Raw genomic sequence first — 18,995 nt, 5'->3', positions numbered from 1 at the left:
CCTGGCTCGCATGGGTGATGGTGTGGAGGTGGGTCGGCCGACTCGGGAGCGGGCGGCGGTGGGGGAGGACGGGCGGTCGCGGGACCGGAGCCGGCCGGCGGTGCCGGACCCGTTGCCGATGAGCGTGGTCGACGCGCACTGCCATCTGGACATCGCCGACGGGGAGGACGGGGACTGGCTGAGCCCGGCGGAGGCGATCCGGCTGGCGTCGTCGGTCGGCGTCACCCGGATCGTCCAGGTGGGGTGTGACCTGCCGGGCGCGGCGTGGGCGGTCGAGGCCGCCACGCAGTACCCGAACCTGGTCGCCGGCGTCGCCCTGCACCCGAACGAGGCGCCGAAGCTGAAGGCGGCCGGCGAGCTGGACAGCGCGCTCGCCGAGATCGAACGGCTCGCGGCGAGCTCGGACAAGGTGCGGGTGATCGGCGAGACCGGCCTCGACTACTTCCGCACCGGCGCCGACGGGCAGTCCGCGCAGCACGAGTCGTTCGCCGCGCACATCGAGTTGGCGAAACGGCTCGGCAAGACGCTGATGATCCACGACCGGGACGCGCACGACGACATCCTGCGGATCCTGGACCGCGAAGGCGTGCCGGACCGGCTGGTGATGCACTGCTTCTCCGGCGACACCGAATTCGCCCGCGCCTGCGTCAACCGCGGCGCCTACCTGAGCTTCGCCGGCGTCGTCACGTTCAAGAACGCGCAGTCCCTGCGCGACGCCCTGGCCGTCACCCCGCTCGACCGCATCCTGGTCGAGACCGACGCCCCGTACCTGACCCCGTCGCCGTACCGCGGCAAGCCGAACGCGTCGTACCTGATCCCGCACACGGTCCGCAAGATGGCCGACGTCCTCAACATCTCGGTCGCCGAACTCTGCGGAGCCCTCAACGACAACGCGAACCGCGCCTTCGGGGGCCCCTGGTAATGGTCCGGTACGACGACGTGGACGCGCAGGTCCTCGCCCTCGCCGACTCGCTCCGAGGCGCCGACGAGGCCACCGTGGCCGCCGAGGTCGACCGCCTGAAGGCCCTGGCGGAACAGATCGCCGACGAGCGCGATCGCGAACTGGCGCTGATCAGAGCACAGAAGCTGCCCGAGCTGATCAGCGGACCACGGCCCGGCAGCAGCCCGCAGTACTGGCGCGCGGCGAGCCTGGTCACGCAGGCGGTCAACGACAACGGCACGCCGGCCGAGCAGATCGACCACGCTGAGCGCGCGATCACCGAGATCGGTGCGTTGGCACGGCAGGCGCCGCGCAGCGAGTTCCGCACGATCCTGCGGATGAACTCGACCCTGAAGCGCCTGATCGAGCGTCGCCGGCGTGATGGTCAGGACAGCGGGGCGTGACCGAGGCCGAGATCTCCCCGGCGTCCTGGGAGTACCGGCTGGTGGCCGCGGTGGTGTTCGCCGTCGATCAGCGGGTCGGCGGGACCGCCGCTGCTCCCCGGACCCGATGGACCGGGTTGCTGCTCGAAGAAACCGATCCGAACTTCCTCGGAACGGCGGATGACGACGGCAGCATGTCCGTGTCCGTCGTCAACGTCCTGGAGCCGTTGCGCAAGGCACGGGATCTCGACCGGCCGTTGACCGCCGGCGAAGCGTTGGAGCTCCGCGACGCGATCGGGACGCTCGCCCACGAGGCCGCACATCTGCTCACCGAGCTCGGCGACGAGACGGCGCCGGAGGCGTACCCGTACGACTCCGCGGCGGAGGCCGACAACGAAGGCCGCACCGAGTACTGGACATATGCCAATCTCGACACCATCATCCGCGATGTCTTTCCGGACGCCGGGCTGGAGCACGTGCAGGCCGCGGTGTTGTCCCAGACGAGCATCGATGCCTACCCCGCCTACACCTCCGCGGTTCGCGATCTCGATCAGGCGCTGGCGGAGCGCAGCGAGCTGACCCTTGAGCAGGTCACTCACACGCTGATGCTGGCCGACGACGCCGAACGCTGGAACGTCGCGGCCGACCTGGTGATCGACGCACGTCTTGCCAAGCCCGGCCTGATGCCGGAGGCGGATCGTGCCGACGTACGTCGGCAGCTGGTTGCGCCCTTACGCGCCGCGTTCTCCGGTTTGGAGGCTGTCGAATCGGACGACTCACTGGGGGTCGAGCAGAACACCGCGGCCGCTACCGAGGCCGCTCAACAGGCGATCGCAGGGCTGGACGCCGCGATCAATCGCGTCGAACGCAAGTACCGGATCGACAACGCGCAGCGTGCGCGGCTGCTGGCCGTGACGAACGGCCAGGCTCCGGCGGCCGGTGCGACCGGTCGAAGGCCGAGCGTCGATCGCGGGCAGGCAGGGCCACGCGACGGCTCGCGTGGGCGGCAGGGTCCCGGCCGGCCGTCGGGGCCGCGGGCGCCGGGGGGCGGCTGAGAGGGCCTGATAGACAGGCCTCATGGAGTTCAGTGAGGTCGTGCGGCGGCGGCGGATGGTGCGGAACTACGACCCCGAGCGGCCGGTGGCCGCGGAGGTGCGGGAGCGGATCCTGGAGAACGGGCTGCGCGCGCCGTCGGGTGGGTTCAGCCAGGGGTGGGCGTTCCTGACGCTGGAGGGGGACGACCGCGAGCGGTACTGGCGGATCGCGGCCGAGAATCCGGACGAGAAGTATGTGGATTGGATCACAGGGCTGCGCCGGGCGCCGCTGCTGATCCTGGCCTTCGCGCACAAGGACGCGTACCTCGATCGGTACACCGAACCGGACAAGGGCTGGACCGATCGCGACGAGGGCCGCTGGACCGCGCCGTACTGGTACGTCGACACCGGGATGGCGGTCCTGCTGATGTTGCAGACGGTCGTCGACGAAGGCCTGGGAGCCTGCTTTTTCGGGCCTCCTGCGGACAAGGCGGGCCGGTTGCTCAAGGAGTTCGGGGTGCCGGACGGGTTCGATCTGGTCGGGGTGCTGTCGGTCGGTCACCGGGCCCCGGACAAGCGCTCGCCGTCACTGAAACGAGGGCGCCGGACGACCGCCGAAGTGGTCCATCGGGGGCAGTGGGGCCATCACACGGCGTAAGGGTCCCGTTACACCTTTTTGCGACTCGCCGACCAGAGGATTGGCACTTCCGCATCTTCTTCGTTATGGTCCCGTGATGTTGGCCGGGATCGGGGAAGATTCCGGACGGCACAACCCCTCGGCGGGATCAGGGGCTCCGGGCAGCCAGTCCGGCGTTCGTGATCGGCCTGTGCTGTCCCACCCCGTGCCCGGGTAGCCCTACCTGGGAGCGTTAGTGCGTAAGTCCATCATCGTGGCCGTCGGTGCGACGGCCGCGTTTGCTGTCGCGGGTGGCTCCGCGGCGTATGCCGCGAAGAGCAAGACCGTCAGCCTCTCCGTCGACGGCCAGGTGCGGAAGGTGCACACCTTCGGATCCACCGTGGCAGACGCCCTGAAGGCCGAGAAAGTTCAGATCGGTGCGCACGACCTCGTCGCGCCTGGTGTGGACTCGAAGCTGAAGGACGGCCAGGAGATCGCCGTGCAGTACGGGCGGCAGTTGACCGTCAACGCCGACGGCACCAAGAAGGCCTACTGGACCACGGCCGACAGCGTCAACGAGGCGCTCGCCGACCTGGGTCTGCGGTACGACGGGGCCCAGCTGTCCACCAGCCGGAGCGCGCCACTGGGCCGCCAGGGGCTGGAGCTGACCGTCACCACGCCGAAGACCGTGCAGATCGTGCACCTGGGCAAGACCGTGACGATCAAGTCGCTGGCCGGCACCGTCGGTGAGGCGCTGACCGAGGCGAAGCTGCGCTGGGACGCCGACGACCGGATCACCCCGGCCGCCGCGACCCCGCTCAAGGCCGGCGTGAACAAGGTCGGTTTCGTGCAGGTCCTGCAGAAGACCGTCACCAAGACCGAGGCGGTCGCGCACGGCACCGACGAGACGAAGTCGGCGACGCTGCTCGAGGGCACCAAGAAGACCACGGTGAAGGGCACGAACGGCGCCAAGGCCGTCACGTACCTGTACACCTACCTCGACGGCAAGCTGTCGACCACGAAGGTGGTCGGGTCGAAGCTGGTGACCAAGGCGGTCGACGAGCAGGTCCTGGTCGGCACCAAGCCGAAGCCGGAGGAGCCCACCGTCACCACCCAGACCGATACCCCGTCGACCGGTGACACCAGCGCCTGGGACCGGATCGCCGAGTGCGAGTCCGGCGGCAACTGGGCGATCGACAGCGGCAACGGGTACTACGGCGGTCTGCAGTTCGACCACGGCACCTGGGCGGCCTACGGCGGTACGGCGTACGCCTACAACGCCAACGGCGCGTCGAAGGCGCAGCAGATCGCGATCGCGGAGAAGGTCAAGGCCGACCGCGGTGGCTACGGCGCGTGGCCTGTCTGTGGCAAGCGGGCGTAGTGAAACACTGACGAGGTGACCTCGTCCGATTCATCCACATCAGCCGGACCGAGACTGCTCGGTCCGGCTGATGTGCGTTCACTGGCCGCGTCGCTCGGGGTCCGCCCGACCAAGCAGCGCGGCCAGAACTTCGTCATCGACCCGAACACGGTCCGCCGGATCGTGCGCGCCGCCGAGTTGTCCGACGGTGAGACCGTGCTGGAGATCGGGCCGGGCCTCGGGTCCCTGACGCTGGCGCTGCTCGCGGACGGTCACCGGGTGACCGCGGTCGAGATCGACCCGCTGCTCGCACGGGCGCTGCCGTCCACCGTCGTGACGTACGCGCCCCAGCAGGCGGAGAGCCTGACCGTGGTCGAGGCGGACGCGATGGACGTGGGGCCGGCCGAGATCGGTACGCCGACCGCGTGCGTCGCGAACCTGCCGTACAACGTCGCCGTACCGGTGCTGCTGCATCTGCTCGAGGTCTCGGACTCGCTGCGGCACGGTCTGGTGATGGTGCAGTCCGAGGTCGCGGACCGGCTGGCCGCCGGGCCGGGCTCGCGGACGTACGGCGTGCCGTCGGCGAAGGCCGCGTGGTACGCCGACGTGCGGCGCGCCGGGCCGATCGGGCGGAACGTGTTCTGGCCGGCGCCGAACGTGGACTCCGGGCTGGTCGCGTTCGAGCGCCGCGACCCGCCGGCGACGGCGGCGAGCCGCGAGGAGGTCTTCGCGGTGATCGAGGCGGCGTTCTCGCAGCGCCGCAAGACGATCCGGTCCGCGCTGGCCCGCTGGATGCCGGACCGCGACCGCCTGGACGAGGTGCTGGCCGCCGCCGGGATCGACCCCCGGGTGCGCGGCGAGATGCTCGGGATCACAGAGTTCGCCACCCTCGCCGGTGCAGCAAGGACTGGGTAAGGCACTAGCCTGTCCGACGTGCCACCTTCTGCTGAGGTCACGGTGCGGGCGCCGGCCAAGATCAATCTGGGTCTGTCGGTCGGTCCGCCGCGGCCGGACGGGTTCCACCCGGTCGCCACGGTATACCAGGCCGTTGCCCTGTACGACGACGTGACCGCGGTCCTGCGGGACGACGACGGCGAGATCTCGGTCGAGATCGCCGGGGACTTCGCGGACGACGTACCGACCGACGAGACCAACCTCGCGGTCCGGGCGGCGCAGTTGCTGCAGGCGGAGTACGACGTCGACGAGGGCGTCGACCTGACGATCCGCAAGACGATCCCGGTGGCCGGCGGGATGGCCGGCGGTTCGACCGACGCGGCGGCGACCCTGGTGGCGTGCAACCGGCTGTGGGGCCTGCAGTTGACCCAGACCGAGCTGCAGCACCATGCTGCCGAGCTCGGCAGCGACGTCCCGTTCTGCCTGGTCGGGCACACGGCGCTCGGCCAGGGGCGCGGCGAGCAGGTCACCGAGGTGATGTCCCGCGGGACGTTCCACTGGGTGTTCGCGATCGCCGACGGCGGGCTGTCCACGCCGGACGTGTACCGCGAGCTGGACCGGATGCGCCCGCTGCGGCGCGTCGAGCCGCCGCAGGTCCGCCCGGAACTGATGGCCGCGCTGCTGTCCGGCCAGCCCGGCGCGCTCGCCGTTGCGCTCAGCAACGACCTTCAGGCGGCCGCACTGTCGCTGCGCCCGGAGCTCGGCGACACACTCCAGTTCGGCCTCGACCAGGGCGCGCTGGCCGCGCAGATCTCCGGGTCCGGCCCGACCTGCCTCTTCCTCGCCGCCGACAGCCGCAGCGCCGTCGACCTGGCCGTCGAACTCGCCGAGTCCGGCCGCTGCCGCATGGTCCGCCAGGCCGAGGGCCCGGTGCCGGGCGCCAGGATCCTGCCCGCGATCGTCAGCCGGTAGTGCACTTAGCTAAGTGGACTAGGAGGACCGGTGGCGCCGACTCCGTACACCATGCACGATGCGAAGACGCAGCTGTCCCGGATCGTCGAGCGGGTGGAGCACGGTGAGACCGTCCTCATCAGCCGGGCGGGGAAGCCGGTCGCCAAGGTCGTCCCGTTGACGGACGTGCGGCGGCGCACGGGTAGGGGCTCGCCGGCGGGCCGGATCCGGCTGTCCCCCGACTGGGACTCGGCCGAGGTGAACGAGCAGATCGCGGACGACTTCGGTCTGCCGTCATGACCTCGGCGCCGGGCACTGCCTGGCTCCCGATGATCCATCGGGACCCGTTCGACCGGATGCTGGTGGCGCAGGCGGTCGCGGGGCGCCTGACGCTGGTGACACGGGATCGGTTCATCCAGAAGTACGACGTAGCGGTCCTCGCAGCCTGAAAATCCGTTCGCCACCGCGCACGGCCGGTGCTAGCTTCACCGCAAGACCCCTCATCGACAGACAGGAGACCGGGATGCGCCGCGGATCGATCCACCCCATGGGTACTGATCGCTTCGACGCATTCGCGAGGACTCTTGAACTCTCTGACGATGGGTATTGTGGCGCATGTCGACGCCGGTAAGACCAGCCTGACCGAGCGGCTGCTGTACGCCGCCGGCGTGATCGACCGGGTCGGTCGCGTCGACGACGGGAACACGCAGACCGACTCGATGGATCTCGAGCGGAAACGGGGCATCACGATCCGCTCGGCGGTGGTGTCGTTCGCGCTCGGCGACCTGCCGGTGAACCTGATCGACACGCCCGGACACTCGGATTTCATCGCCGAGGTCGAGCGCGCCCTGTCCGTGCTGGACGGCGCGGTGCTGGTGCTGTCCGCGGTCGAGGGCGTCCAGCCGCAGACGCGGCTGCTGATGCGCACCCTGCTCCGGCTGCGGATCCCGACGCTGCTGTTCGTGAACAAGATCGACCGGGTCGGCGCGCGGTACGACGAGTTGCTCGCCGACATCCGGCGGCTGCTGACGCCGTCTGCCGTACCGATGGCGACCGTCACCGACCTGGGGACCCGCACGGCCTCCGTGGAACTGCTGACGGTGCAGCGCCCGGAACTCGCCGAGATTCTTGCCGAGCGCAGCGACTCGTTCCTGGAGTCGTACCTCGAGGACGCCGCGGTGGACCAGGCGCCCGAGCTGCGCCGGCAGGTCGGGACCGCGCAGGTGCACCCGGTGTACTTCGGGTCGGCGATGACCGGAACCGGCGTACCGGAGCTGATCGAGGGCATCCGTACGTGGTTGCCGCGGGCAACTGGAGCGCCGGGCGACGAGCTGCGCGCGCGGGTGTTCAAGGTCGAGCGCGGCGCGGCGGGCCAGAAGATCGCGTCGGCGCGCGTGGTCAGCGGGACGCTAACGGCGCGGACGCCGGTCGCGGTGCACCCCGTGGACGGCCCGGAGTACCAGGTGCGGCCGAGTGTGGTCGAGGTGTTCGCGCACGGCGCGCGGCAGTCCGTCGAGCGGGTCGAGGCCGGGCAGATCGTCGCGCTGCGGGGGCTGAAGAGCATCCGGATCGGCGACCAGCTCGGCGTACCGGCGACGCAGGTCGGGCGGTTGTTCGCGCCGCCGACGCTGGAGACCGTGGTGCGTGCACGCGACCGGGTGAGGTTGTTCCAGGCGCTGACGCAGCTCGCCGAGCAGGATCCGCTGATCCGGGTCCGGAAGGCCGACGAGCTGACCGTGAGCCTGTACGGCGAGGTGCAGAAGGAGGTGATCGCGTCGCTGCTGGAGTCGGAGTACGGCGTCCAGGTCAGCTTCAGCGAGACGACGCCGATCCACGTCGAGCGGCTGATCGGCGTCGGCGCGGCCACCCGGGACATCACCGAGGGGCCGTGGCTGGCCGGTGTCGGTTTCCGGGTCTCACCGGGCGGCGACGGACTCGAGTACACGCTGGACGTGGAGCTCGGCGGGCTGCCGCGGGCCTTTCACACCGCCATCGAGGAGACGGTCCGGCAGACGCTGCACCAGGGGCTGTTCGGGTGGGAGATCCCGGACATCCGGGTCGCGCTGACGCATACGGCCTACGACAGCGCGGGTACGACGGCGGCCGATTTCCGCAGGCTGGTGCCGGTCATCCTGATGCAAGCGATCGCCGAGGCCGGTACGACGGTCCTCGAGCCGGTGAACCATTTCGAGCTCGACGTCCCGCCGGACGCCGTCTCGCGTGTCCTGGCCCATATCGCCGAACACCGCGGCATCCTCAGCCAGGCGACCGACTCCCACCTGGAAGGCACGATTCCGGCGGCGACCACGCACGCCTTCGAGTCCCAGCTCCCCACCCTCACCCACGGCGAAGGTCTCCTCACCACCGCGTTCCACACCTACACCCCGGTCTCCGGCCCCGCCCCGATCCGCAGGCGCACGGACGGCAATCCGCTCAACGAGAAGCAGTACGTCCTCCACCTGAACCAGTCGTGAGCGGACGTGTGCCACCCATCAACGGCAGGTCAACGTCGCGGTTCACGCTCAGCAGCGGGCCGCCGACGCCCGCGCACGGCGGTTGGTGAGTGGCACAGATCCGCCCTCGTCAGGCGTACTGCCTGAGGATGGCCGAGATCTCGGTGACGGTTTCGGCGCGGTCGGGCCAGTGCGCGGTGATGCAGAGGAGTTCCCGCAGGTGCAGGAGCGGGAGGCGGGCACGCCAGCCGGGGGCCGGCGGGTGGACTTCTTCGTAGGCGTCGAAGAAGGTCTCGGACAGCCGGCCGTAGATGAGGAGCGTGGCGAGGTCGGCTTCCGGCCAGCCGTAGTGGACGGCGGGGTCGATCATCGCCGGCCCGCCGTTCGGGGCGGGGAGGAGGTTGCCGTGCCACAGGTCGCCGTGCAGCAGGGACGGCGGCTGGGCCGGGACGAGGTTGACCAGATTGCCCGCGATGCGCTCCAGTCGGCGGCGGTCGGCCGCGGGGAGCTGGTTGTGGCAGTTCGGCTCCTCCAGGTAGCGCAGGAGCCGGTGCTCGGCGAAGAACGTGTGCCCGTCGCCGGTCCACGGGTTCCGCTGCGGGAGCGTGCCGAGGTAGTTGTCGACGTGGTACCCGAACTTGTCCGCGGTCTGCTGGTGCTGCAGCGCCAGCGCCCGCCCCGCGTCCTCCCAGTACGTCGGCGACGGTTCCGACGTACCGAGGTCCGACAGCACGATGTACGACGGCGTCACACGGAGCACCTGGGGGACGGCGAACCCGCCCGGTGCGCGCAGCGCGTCGAGCCCGTCCGCCTCCAGCGCGTACAGGTCCTCCGGCAGGTTGTCCTGCGTTTTCACGACCACCGACTCGCCCAGCGACGTCCGCACCCGGAACGTCCTGCTGGCGTACCCGCCTTCCAGTGGATCGGCCGCGATCGGGTCGCCGAGGGACAGGCCGTCGAGCCAGGCGGAGGTCAGCACCTGGACGATCCTGGCACGCCTCCCGCGGTCAGCTACCCTTGGGCGCGTTATGGCGGCACCTAACTTGGTCAATCTGGAAGCTGTTTCGAAGGGCTTCGGGACCCGCACCCTGCTCGACTCGGTCAGTCTCGGCGTAGGCCGTGGTGAGCGGATCGGCGTGGTCGGGCGCAACGGCGACGGCAAGTCGACGCTCCTGCAGGTCCTGGCCCGGCGTGAGGAGCCCGACGGCGGCCGGATCACCCACAACCGCGACCTCAGGCTCGGGTATCTCGGGCAGAGCGACGACCTCGACCCCGACCAGACCGTGCTGCACGCGGTCCTCGGCGACGTCGAGACCTACACCTGGGCGGCCGACCCGCGGGCACGCTCGGTGATGGAGCACCTGCTCGGCGAGGTCGACCACCAGGCGCGGGTCGGCAGCCTGAGCGGTGGTGAGCGCCGGCGGGCGTCGCTCGCCAGGCTGCTGCTCACCGAGGTCGACCTGCTGATCCTCGACGAGCCGACCAACCACCTCGACATCGAGGCGGTCAGCTGGCTCGCCGAGCACGTCGTCGACCGGGCCGGCGCGCTGATCGTGGTCACTCACGACCGCTGGTTCCTGGACGCTGTCTGCACCGACACCTGGGAGGTGCAGGGCGGCCGCGTCACGTCGTACGACGGCGGGTACGCGGCGTACGTGCTCGCCAAGGCCGAGCGGGCCCGGACCGCGCAGGTCACCGAGGCCAAGCGGCAGAATCTCCTGCAGAAGGAGCTCGCCTGGCTGCGCCGGGGCGCGCCGGCCCGGACCAGCAAGCCCAAGTTCCGGATCGAGGCAGCCAACGCGCTGATCGCCAATGAGCCGCCGCCACGGGACAAACTCGCGCTGTCCCAGCTGGCGACCGCGCGGCTCGGCAAGGACGTCTTCGACGTCGAGGACGTGAGCCTGAGTTTCGGCGCCCGGACGATGCTCGACCACGTCACGTTCCGGCTCGGCCCGGCCGACCGGATCGGGCTGCTCGGCCCGAACGGCGCCGGCAAGACCACGTTCCTCAAGGTCCTCACCGGGCAGCTCGCGCCGGACCGCGGCCGGGTGAAGCAGGGCAAGACGGTCCGGATCGCGAACCTGTCGCAGACCCTGGAGGAGGTTGACGGCACGGTCACCGTCCTCGACCACATCACCGCGATCCGGCGTACGGCGGCGCTGGCGGGCCGGGGCGGTGAGCTGACGTCGGCGCAACTGCTCGAGCGATTCGGGTTCACCGGCGACAAGCTGACGACGAGGATCTCGGACCTGTCCGGCGGTGAGCGGCGCCGGTTGCAACTGCTGCGGATCCTGCTCGACGAGCCGAACGTGCTGATCCTGGACGAGCCGACCAACGACCTGGACGTCGAGACGCTGACCGTGCTGGAGGATTTCCTCGACAGCTGGCCGGGTGTCGTCGTCACCGTCACCCACGACCGGTACTTCCTGGAGCGGGTCAGCGACATGGTTTACGCGATCATGGGCGACGGCCGGGTCCGGCATCTGCCGCGCGGTGTCGAGCAGTATCTCGAGGAACTCGCGGCCGGAATTCCGCGGCGGCCGGCGTCAAATGCGTTGACACCGGCGGCGGAGATGTCCAGTGATTTGGCGACCACCGGAAATGGGCAGGTGGTTGAGCGTCCGACGGCTGACGCGGCAGTGGCCCGGGCGGCGAAGAAGGAGCTGAACCGGATCGAGCGGCAGCTCACGAAGCTCACCGAGGCAGAGGCGAAGCTGCACGACCAGCTGGCCGCCAGCGCGAGCGACTACGAGCGCCTCGCCGAGCTGGACGCCGAGCTGCGCAAGCTCGCCGACGAACGCGGCGAGCTCGAGACCGCCTGGTTCGAAGCGGCCGAACGCGCCGAATAGCAGGGGTTCCGAGCCGCGGCGCCCCCTCCGATCCCCTGTGATTCGGAGGGGTGCGCCGAGCTTCTGGGTGAGCGGGCCCCGTGCCGGCCGGCGTTGTTCGGGCCCCGAGCCCCGGACACCGCGCGACCGCTTTCGGCGGACCACCTCTTGCCGCCGAAGTCACCGTGTTCTGACATTTTGTAGTCGATCAACCACCGACGGTGACGACCCTAGTAGTGGGCCCGACCGGTGTCGACAGTCGACGGCTACAGCAATCTCACGATCTCGTTGCAACTAGCAACGATCCGGATGGGGTGGAAGTGACGGGTCGTCTTTTCGGATAATTCCGGCGTTATTCCGGCCGTGCTTTGCCCGCACGAACAGCCGGCTTTGTCGGTGGTTACCGGCCGGTTTGTTTCAGTGCTTTTCAAGGTCGAACGGCCGGACCAGTTCGCGCAGTACGCGGGCGATCTTCTGCTGGTCGCGATCGCTGAGGCCGCCGAGCAGCGTGCGCTCGTGGGCGAGCAGGTCGGCCATCGCGGCATCGACCTTGTCCCGGCCGGCAGGCGTCAGTTGCACGAGCACCCCGCGGCGGTCGTGCGGGTCCGGGAGACGCTCTACCAGGCCACGCGCGGCCAGCCGGTCGACCCGGTTCGTCATCGTGCCGGACGTGACCAGGGTTTCCTTGAGCAGCCGGCCGGGGGACAGTTGGTACGGCGTGCCTGCTCGGCGGAGTGCTGCGAGGACGTCGAACTCCCACGACTCCAGGCCGTGCGTGTCGAAGGCCTGGCTGCGGGCCCGGTCGAGGTGTCGCGCCAGCCGGCTGACCCGGGACAGCACCTCCATCGGCGCCACGTCGAGGTCGGGGCGCTCGCGCCGCCAGGCCTCGATCAGCCGATCGACCTCGTCCTCCATGGGTTCGAGGGTACTCATCAAGACTCTTGACATCAAGACAAGTCGCGAGGTTAGAGTATCTCGACATCAAGATAAATTCGCGTCAGAGAGGTGCAAGCCGATGCGCACGTCACCGGTGTGGAGTCCAGAGCAGTACGGCACGTACGCCGACGAGCGCGCCCGGCCGTTCCGGGATCTCGTCGAGCGGGTCCGGGCGACCGGCGTCCGGTCGGTGGTCGACCTCGGCTGCGGTCCGGGCGCGCTGACCGCGACGCTGCGGCAGGTCTGGCCGGACGCCGACATCCGCGGAGTCGACAGCTCGCCGCAGATGCTCGAGGCCGCCGCGCAGTTCGCCGACGACCGCCTGAGCTTCGAGCTCGGCGATGTCCGCGAGTGGAGCGGCGCCGATCTCGACGTGATCGTCACCAACGCGACCCTGCAGTGGGTGCCCGAGCAGCTCGACCTGCTGCCCGGCTTCGTACGGGCGCTGCGTCCCGGGGGCTGGCTGGCGATCCAGATCCCGGGCAACGGTGACGCGCCGTCGCACGCGATCCTGCGTGAGCTCGCCAACAGGCCGCCGTACGCCGAGTACGCGAGGGACGCGTCGCTGCGCCCCGACGTCCCCGGCCCGGCGGAGTACGTCGAAGCGCTCAGCGCGGAAGGGTGCGTCGTGGACGCGTGGGAGACGACGTACTTCCACCTGCTGTCCGGCGACAACGCGGTCCTGGAGTGGGTGAAGGGGACCGGGGCGCGCCCGGTGCTGCAGTCGCTGCCGGACGATGTGCGGGTGCGGTTCGAGGCGGAGTACGGCGCGCGGCTGGCGGAGGCGTATCCGCAGAAGGACTACGGGACGCTGCTGCCGTTCCGCCGGATCTTCGCCGTGGCGCACAAGAAGGGCTGACGATGCGACTCGATCATGTGCAGGTCTCGTGCCCACCGGGCGGTGAGGACGTGGCGCGGGCGTTCTACCGGGACGCGCTCGGGATGACCGAGGTGGAGAAGCCGGAGCTGCTCAAGCCGCGCGGCGGGTGCTGGTTCCGGGCCGGGGCCGCGGAGATCCACATCGGCGTGGAGGAGGGGTTCACGCCGGCGAAGAAGGCGCATCCGGCGCTGGCCGTCGACGACCTGGACGCCCTGGCGGCGAAGCTGACCGACCTGGGCTACCCCGTGACGTGGGACAACGAGACGATCCCGGGCCGCCGGCGCTTCCACACCAAGGACGGCCACGGCAACCGGGTCGAGATCGTCTGACGGGGCACGCTCGACAGGAGATGTCCCGGTGTGCGCGGTGCATTCACGCTCACGCCGGCGCCCGGCGCCCGCCGATCGGGCGACACCTCCTGTCCTCCTGCACCCCCAGCGGCTCGCCCGGCCCCCTCAAGCCAGGCGAGCCGCCGGCTCATTCGGTCGCCAGTGCGCCGGCGGGGGCGACCTTGGCGGCCCGGCGGGCGGGAAGCACTGAGGCGAGCAGGCCCGCGACCGCGGCCACGGCGGCGATCGCGATCAGCAGCGTCCCGGGGACGGCGTACTCCACGCTGCCGTCGACCGTCTGACCGCCCATCAGCGCGCTCGTCCCCGTCCAGCCGTAGATCAGGCCGAGCACGATCCCGAGACCGGCCGCGACCAGCGCCATCAGCAACGACTCGACCGCGAGCATCCGGCGCAATTGGCGGCGGGACAATCCCATCGCCCGCAGCAGCGCGTTCTCCCGCGTCCGCTCCAGCACCGACAGACTGAGCGTGTTGCCGACGCCGACGAGGGCGATCAGCACCGAGACCCCGAGCAGACCGACCCCGACGATCAGCAGCACGTCGAAGATCTTCGTATAGCTGGTCCGCTCCGCGAGCCCGCCGTCGACCGACAACTCCTTGACGGTCGGGATCGACTGCTGCACGGCGTCGATCACGTCCGAGCCGTCCGCCTTCGGGTCCGAGGCCAGCCAGAAGCCGGTCACCGGCGCGTTCGGCGCCAGCTTCGCGAGATCCGTCGACGCGACCGTGATCGGGTCCAGCCCGTTCGACCGCTGGACCTTCACGGTCAGCTTGTGCTGCCCGGACACGATCGTCAGCGGACTCCCGTCCTCGACGTCCAGCATCGCCATCGTCTGGCGGTCGACCAGCGCCGTACCGGGCTCGAGCTGGGCCGCCAGTGCCGGATTGTGGATCACCGAACCGGCCGCGGCCGCGTCGATGCCGGTGACCTCGACCTCCTGGGCGCCGGACTTCACCAGCAGCTTGCTGACCGGGACGACCTGGGTGATGCCCTTGATGTCACGGAGTTGCTGCTCGGCGCCGGCCGGCATCTTCTCCTGGTACGTCGTGACCATCAGATCGACCGGGTACTGCCCGTCCATCGACACGTCGAACGTCTTGCGGACCGAGGCGATCCCGACACAGGTCAGGCTGATCAGTGTCACGCCGATGAGCAGGGCGGACGTGGTGGCCGCCGTACGCTTCGGGTTGCGGATCGCGTTCGCGACGGCGAGCCGGGCGGGTACGCCGCCACCGCGGGCGGGGAGCGCGCCGATCAGGCGGATCAACGACGGCACCAGCAGCGACCCGATCGCGAGCACACCGAGGAACGAGAGCGCGCCGCCGGCGACACCGATCAGTACCTCTTGCAGCACGGCGCCGCCCGCCAGCAGCGCACCGCCGCCGGCGAGGAGCAGGAAGCCGAGGATCAGGCGCAACAGACCGGCCTTGCTCGCGGCCGCCGGCGCCACCTCGGGCCGGAGCGCGGCCAGCGGCGCCACCTTGGTCGCCCGGCGGGCCGGCACGACGGCTGCCAGCAGCGTGACCGCAACGCCCAGCAGCAGCGGCAGGAACACCGACAGCAGGTCCAGATGCAGCGGGAGCGGCGGAATGCCCCAGTCGAACTCGCGGGACAGCGCCAAACCCAGTGCGGACAGCGCGACGCCGAACACGACGCCGATCGTGGAGGCGATTGCACCGACCACGGCGGCCTCTGCGAGCACCGACGTGAACACCTGCCGCCGGGACGCGCCGACGCAGCGCAGCAGCGCCATCTCGCGGGTGCGCTGGGCGATCACGATCGTGAACGTGTTGCCGATCACCAAGCAGGCGACGAACAGCGCGATCACCGCGAACATGCCGAACACGCCGCCGAGGACGTCGATACCGTTCGTCCAGCTCTGCACCTCGTGGTCGATGAAGGCCTCACCGGTGAACGTCTGCACGCCGCCGGTCACCGCGGCCCGGGTGGCGTCGGCGAGCTGCTGCTGGCTGACGCCGGGCTTCGCGGCGAGCGCGATCGCCCGGGTGTACGCGCCCGGGTCGAAGATCTTCACCGCGGCCGGAGTCGCCACCGCGGAGGCGGTTCCGACGTACTGCGAGTCGTCCACCAGCCCGACGACGGTAACGGTCCAGGACTTGTCGTCGTACGAGCTGATCCGCAGCGTCTGACCGACGGTGACCTTGTGCTTCGCGGCGGTCCTGGCCGGCAAGGCGATCTCGTTCGTTGCGGTTGGCAACCGCCCGGACGAGGTGCCGGGGCCGGCGATCCTCGAGCTGTCGTACAGCGCGTCGATCGGGATCGTGGTCGGGCGGACCAGGTCGGCGAACGCGACCTCCAGGTAGGCAGTGGTCAGCGTGACGACCGACGCGGCCTCGGGGACCTTCTGGGCCTTCGCGATGTCGCCGGGGGAGATGGTCGACGAGTCCGGGGCGACGACGGCGTCGACACCCTTGTACTGCGCGCCGATCGTCGCGTCGACGCCGTGCGACGCGGACGAGTGCACGATCATCGCCAGCGAGCCGAAACCGACCCCGAGCACGATCGCCAGGCAGGCCGCGATCAGGCGGCCCAGGTGGGCGCGCAACGAGGAGAGGAGCGAGCGTCGCACGTCAGGCCCCCAGCTGGCGCAGTGCGTCGAGAACGCTCTCCGGGGTCGGCTGCAGCAGCTCGCCGGCCAGCTTGCCGTCGGCAAGCATCACGACGCGGTCGGCGTACGAGGCCGCGAGCGGATCGTGCGTCACCATCACCACGGTCTGGCCGAACTCGCGGACCGAACGCCGCAGGAAGCCGAGCACCTCGGCGCCGGACCGGGAGTCCAGGTTGCCGGTCGGCTCGTCGGCGAACACGACCTCCGGCCGGCCGACCAGCGCGCGCGCCACCGCGACCCGCTGCTGCTGGCCGCCGGACAGCTCCGACGGACGGTGCGTGAGCCGGTCCTGCAGGCCGAGTACGTCGATCAGCGTGGTCAGCCACTGCTGGTCGGGTTTGCGGTTGCCGAGCTCGAGCGGGAGCAGGATGTTGTCGCTCGCGGACAGCATCGGCAGCAGGTTGAAGGACTGGAACACGAACCCGACGCGGTCCCGGCGGATCTTGGTCAGCTCGGCGTCCGGCAACTGGGTCAGCTCGGTCTCGCCGAGCAGGACCTGGCCGCTGGTCGGGGTGTCGAGCCCCGCCAGGCAGTGCATCAACGTCGACTTGCCGGAGCCCGACGGCCCCATGATCGCGGTGAACCGGCCGACCCCGAAGTCGACCGAGACCCCGTCGAGCGCGGCGACCGCGGTGTCGCCCTGTCCGTACACCTTGCGCAGCTCGTGCGCCCGGATCGCGGTCCGCGGCTCCCCGTCCTGCGGCAGCCGCCCCGCCGCAAGCTCCCCGGTCTGCAAGCTCATGTCACTCCTTGGATTCGTTGTTGTCCAAGAAGTTAGTGATCTCGCCGGCGAATCTCGTCGGACCGCGGACTGGAGTCCGCGTACTACCTGGGTATTACTTGCTGGGCCGGACCAGCCCGGTCTCGTACCCGAGGACGACCAGGGCGACCCGGTCGCGGAGGCCGGTCTTGGCCAGGATGCGGCCGATATGCGTCTTGACCGTTGCCTCGGACAACGTGAACAGCTTGGCGATCTCGGTGTTCGACAGGCCGCGGGCGACCTCGATCAGCACCTCGCGTTCGCGGGCGGTCAGGTCGGCCAGGTCCGGCTGCTCGGTCTGCTCGTCGGGCAGGGCGCCGGCGAAGTGCTCGAGCAGGCGTTTCGTCGTACTGGGCGAGACCACGGCGTCACCGGAGTGCACCTGCCGGATCGCGTTCAGCAGGTCGGCCGGTGGGGTGTTCTTGAGCAGGAAGCCGGCCGCGCCGGCCTTGATCGCGGCGAACGCGTACTCGTCCAGGTCGAAGGTGGTCAGCACGATCACTTTCGGTGCTTCGGGCAACGACTGGAGCCGGCGGGTGGCCTCGACGCCGTCCAGTCGCGGCATCCGGACGTCCATCAGGACGACGTCGGACGCGGTCACCTGGATCTTCTCGATCGCCTCGCCGCCGTCACCGGCCTGCCCGACCACCCGCATGTCGGCCTGGGAGTCCACCAGCATCGTGAATCCGGCCCGGACGAGTTCCTGATCGTCGACAAGGAACACCCGGATCACGTCGTCTTCCATTACTCTCCAGTCGGCAGGTTGTACGGCAGCCTGGCGATCACCTCGTAACCGCCGCCGGCCTTCGGTCCGGCGCTCACCGTACCGCCCGAGACGGACGCGCGTTGCCGCATCCCGACCAGGCCGTGACCCGGGTCCGCGCTCGGCGCGACGCCGGCGCCGCGGCCGTCGTCGGTGACCACCACGGTCAGCATCTCGCGCCCGAAGTCCAAGGTGACGGAGGTCCGCGCTCCCGGCCCGGCGTGTTTCAGCGTGTTGGTCAGTCCCTCCTGCACGATCCGGTACGCCGTGAGGCCCAGCAGCGCCGGCAGATCGCGGGGCTCGCCGGTGACGTCGTACGTGACGTTGAGGCCGGCCTCCCGGACGTTGTCGATCAGCTCGGGGAGGCTGGAAACGCCGGGCTGCGGGCGGGGCTGGTTCGGGTCGAGGTCGCGCTCGTCCTGTTTGAGCAGACCGAGCATCTTGCGCATCTCGGTCAGACTCGCGCGGCCGGTGTCGCCGATCGTGGCCAGCGCCTTCTTCGCCGCGTCGGGGGACTGGTCGGCGGCGTACAGCCCGCCGTCGGCCTGGACGATCATGATCGACAGCCCGTGCGCGACCACGTCGTGGATCTCGCGGGCGATCCGGGTCCGTTCGTTGCTGACGGCCAGTTTCGCCTCGCGGTCCCGGTCCCGCTCGAGCTGGGCGGCCCGCTCCTCGAGTTGCGCGACGTACAGCCCGCGGGTCCGGCGGCGCTCGCCGAACGCCCAGACGCCGAAGACCAGCGCGCCGAGCGCGACCATCATCGTGACCTGCTGTTTCCAGTCCGAGTTGGCCCAGTACCGCGAGGTCGCCATCAGGACGCCGAGGCCGCCGATCCCGAGCGCGATCCGGCTCAGCCGCACGTCGCCGTACACGGAGATCGCATAGAGGGCGACGAGCAGGCCGACGTTGCCAGGCATCAGCTGGAAGCCGCCGAGCCATTGCAGCACCGCGACCGCGCAGACGCCGAAGAAGACCAGTTCGGGATGGGTGCGGCGCCAGATCAGCGGGGCCAGCATGCCGAACGCGAGGATGCCGCTCAGGTGCGCCTGAGCCAGCGAGAGGAAGCCGAAGACCATGCAGAGGCTGCCGGCCAGCAGCAGATCGAACGCCCTGCTCCGGGCAGGCACCGGCCGCGCGGTCAGGATCCCCGTCATGCTGGCCAGGGTACGGGCTGGCTCTTCGGCGGGGGTCATGCCGCGGGCTGATGTCGGTGTA

The 18,995-nt window shown here is 70.2% G+C and carries 19 protein-coding genes; 13 read left to right on the top strand and 6 right to left on the bottom strand.

The features are described from left to right. The first annotated feature begins 10 nt into the window (after window positions 1–10). From ABZX12_RS40185 to ABZX12_RS40140, 10 genes are all read left to right on the top strand, one after another. A complete protein-coding gene (locus ABZX12_RS40185) occupies window positions 11–922 on the top strand; it encodes a TatD family hydrolase (protein WP_355700731.1) in 912 nt (303 codons plus the stop codon). Continuing rightward, the gene (locus tag ABZX12_RS40180; RefSeq protein WP_355700730.1) at window positions 922–1,344 is read left to right on the top strand and encodes a hypothetical protein; all 423 of its coding nucleotides are present in this window, start codon (window positions 922–924) and stop codon (window positions 1,342–1,344) included. The genes ABZX12_RS40185 and ABZX12_RS40180 overlap by 1 nt, the downstream gene beginning before the upstream one ends. Continuing rightward, window positions 1,341–2,378, top strand: coding sequence for a hypothetical protein (locus tag ABZX12_RS40175; protein WP_355700729.1), 1,038 nt, complete (start codon window positions 1,341–1,343; stop codon window positions 2,376–2,378). The genes ABZX12_RS40180 and ABZX12_RS40175 overlap by 4 nt, the downstream gene beginning before the upstream one ends. Before the next feature lie 22 nt (window positions 2,379–2,400). Continuing rightward, window positions 2,401–3,015 (top strand): nitroreductase family protein, encoded by a 615-nt coding sequence (locus ABZX12_RS40170; protein WP_355700728.1) that lies wholly within the window; start codon window positions 2,401–2,403, stop codon window positions 3,013–3,015. A gap of 214 nt (window positions 3,016–3,229) precedes the next feature. After that, window positions 3,230–4,354, top strand: a complete 1,125-nt coding sequence (locus ABZX12_RS40165; RefSeq protein WP_355700727.1) for a ubiquitin-like domain-containing protein — start codon at window positions 3,230–3,232, stop codon at window positions 4,352–4,354. A gap of 72 nt (window positions 4,355–4,426) precedes the next feature. Next, entirely contained in the window at window positions 4,427–5,248 is an 822-nt protein-coding gene (gene rsmA / locus ABZX12_RS40160; protein WP_355700726.1) for a 16S rRNA (adenine(1518)-N(6)/adenine(1519)-N(6))-dimethyltransferase RsmA, read from the top strand. Window positions 5,249–5,266: 18 nt separating this feature from the next. After that, window positions 5,267–6,199 (top strand): 4-(cytidine 5'-diphospho)-2-C-methyl-D-erythritol kinase, encoded by a 933-nt coding sequence (locus ABZX12_RS40155; protein ID WP_355700725.1) that lies wholly within the window; start codon window positions 5,267–5,269, stop codon window positions 6,197–6,199. A gap of 30 nt (window positions 6,200–6,229) precedes the next feature. Next, entirely contained in the window at window positions 6,230–6,478 is a 249-nt protein-coding gene (locus ABZX12_RS40150) for a type II toxin-antitoxin system prevent-host-death family antitoxin (RefSeq protein ID WP_355700724.1), read from the top strand. Further along, window positions 6,475–6,627: a hypothetical protein gene (locus ABZX12_RS40145; protein WP_355700723.1), complete on the top strand. Its 153-nt coding sequence runs from the start codon at window positions 6,475–6,477 to the stop codon at window positions 6,625–6,627. Before ABZX12_RS40150 ends, ABZX12_RS40145 begins: the two co-directional genes overlap by 4 nt. Before the next feature lie 150 nt (window positions 6,628–6,777). Further along, a complete protein-coding gene (locus ABZX12_RS40140; RefSeq protein ID WP_355700722.1) occupies window positions 6,778–8,652 on the top strand; it encodes a translation factor GTPase family protein in 1,875 nt (624 codons plus the stop codon). 109 nt (window positions 8,653–8,761) lie between these two features. Here the strand turns inward: ABZX12_RS40140 and ABZX12_RS40135 are convergent, their stop codons facing one another. After that, window positions 8,762–9,610 (bottom strand): fructosamine kinase family protein, encoded by an 849-nt coding sequence (locus ABZX12_RS40135; protein ID WP_355700721.1) that lies wholly within the window; start codon window positions 9,608–9,610, stop codon window positions 8,762–8,764. A 49-nt stretch (window positions 9,611–9,659) separates the two neighbouring features. Between ABZX12_RS40135 and ABZX12_RS40130 the strand changes: the two genes are divergently transcribed. Further along, the gene (locus ABZX12_RS40130) at window positions 9,660–11,480 is read left to right on the top strand and encodes an ABC-F family ATP-binding cassette domain-containing protein (protein WP_355700720.1); all 1,821 of its coding nucleotides are present in this window, start codon (window positions 9,660–9,662) and stop codon (window positions 11,478–11,480) included. Between the two features lie 396 nt (window positions 11,481–11,876). Here the strand turns inward: ABZX12_RS40130 and ABZX12_RS40125 are convergent, their stop codons facing one another. Beyond that, complete coding sequence (locus ABZX12_RS40125) at window positions 11,877–12,392, bottom strand: MarR family transcriptional regulator (RefSeq protein ID WP_355700719.1); 516 nt, start codon at window positions 12,390–12,392, stop codon at window positions 11,877–11,879. 82 nt (window positions 12,393–12,474) lie between these two features. Between ABZX12_RS40125 and ABZX12_RS40120 the strand changes: the two genes are divergently transcribed. Beyond that, window positions 12,475–13,254: a methyltransferase domain-containing protein gene (locus ABZX12_RS40120; RefSeq protein WP_355700718.1), complete on the top strand. Its 780-nt coding sequence runs from the start codon at window positions 12,475–12,477 to the stop codon at window positions 13,252–13,254. 2 nt (window positions 13,255–13,256) lie between these two features. Continuing rightward, the gene (locus ABZX12_RS40115; protein ID WP_355700717.1) at window positions 13,257–13,604 is read left to right on the top strand and encodes a VOC family protein; all 348 of its coding nucleotides are present in this window, start codon (window positions 13,257–13,259) and stop codon (window positions 13,602–13,604) included. Window positions 13,605–13,752: 148 nt separating this feature from the next. On the opposite strand, the gene ABZX12_RS40110 is transcribed toward ABZX12_RS40115, so the two are convergent. From ABZX12_RS40110 to ABZX12_RS40095, 4 genes are all read right to left on the bottom strand, one after another. Then, window positions 13,753–16,215 (bottom strand): ABC transporter permease, encoded by a 2,463-nt coding sequence (locus tag ABZX12_RS40110; RefSeq protein WP_355700716.1) that lies wholly within the window; start codon window positions 16,213–16,215, stop codon window positions 13,753–13,755. A 1-nt stretch (window position 16,216) separates the two neighbouring features. Then, the gene (locus ABZX12_RS40105) at window positions 16,217–16,996 is read right to left on the bottom strand and encodes an ABC transporter ATP-binding protein (protein WP_355700715.1); all 780 of its coding nucleotides are present in this window, start codon (window positions 16,994–16,996) and stop codon (window positions 16,217–16,219) included. 94 nt (window positions 16,997–17,090) lie between these two features. Next, window positions 17,091–17,759, bottom strand: a complete 669-nt coding sequence (locus ABZX12_RS40100) for a response regulator transcription factor (protein ID WP_355700714.1) — start codon at window positions 17,757–17,759, stop codon at window positions 17,091–17,093. Next, a complete protein-coding gene (locus ABZX12_RS40095) occupies window positions 17,759–18,934 on the bottom strand; it encodes a sensor histidine kinase (protein ID WP_355700713.1) in 1,176 nt (391 codons plus the stop codon). Before ABZX12_RS40095 ends, ABZX12_RS40100 begins: the two co-directional genes overlap by 1 nt. Window positions 18,935–18,995 lie beyond the last annotated feature (61 nt).

Origin of the sequence: Kribbella sp. NPDC003505 (genome assembly GCF_040610875.1) — a bacterium.
Classification (GTDB): Bacteria; Actinomycetota; Actinomycetes; order Propionibacteriales; family Kribbellaceae; genus Kribbella.
Note: the sequence above shows the minus strand (reverse complement) of the source record. Positions and strands in the feature narration are given on the sequence as shown.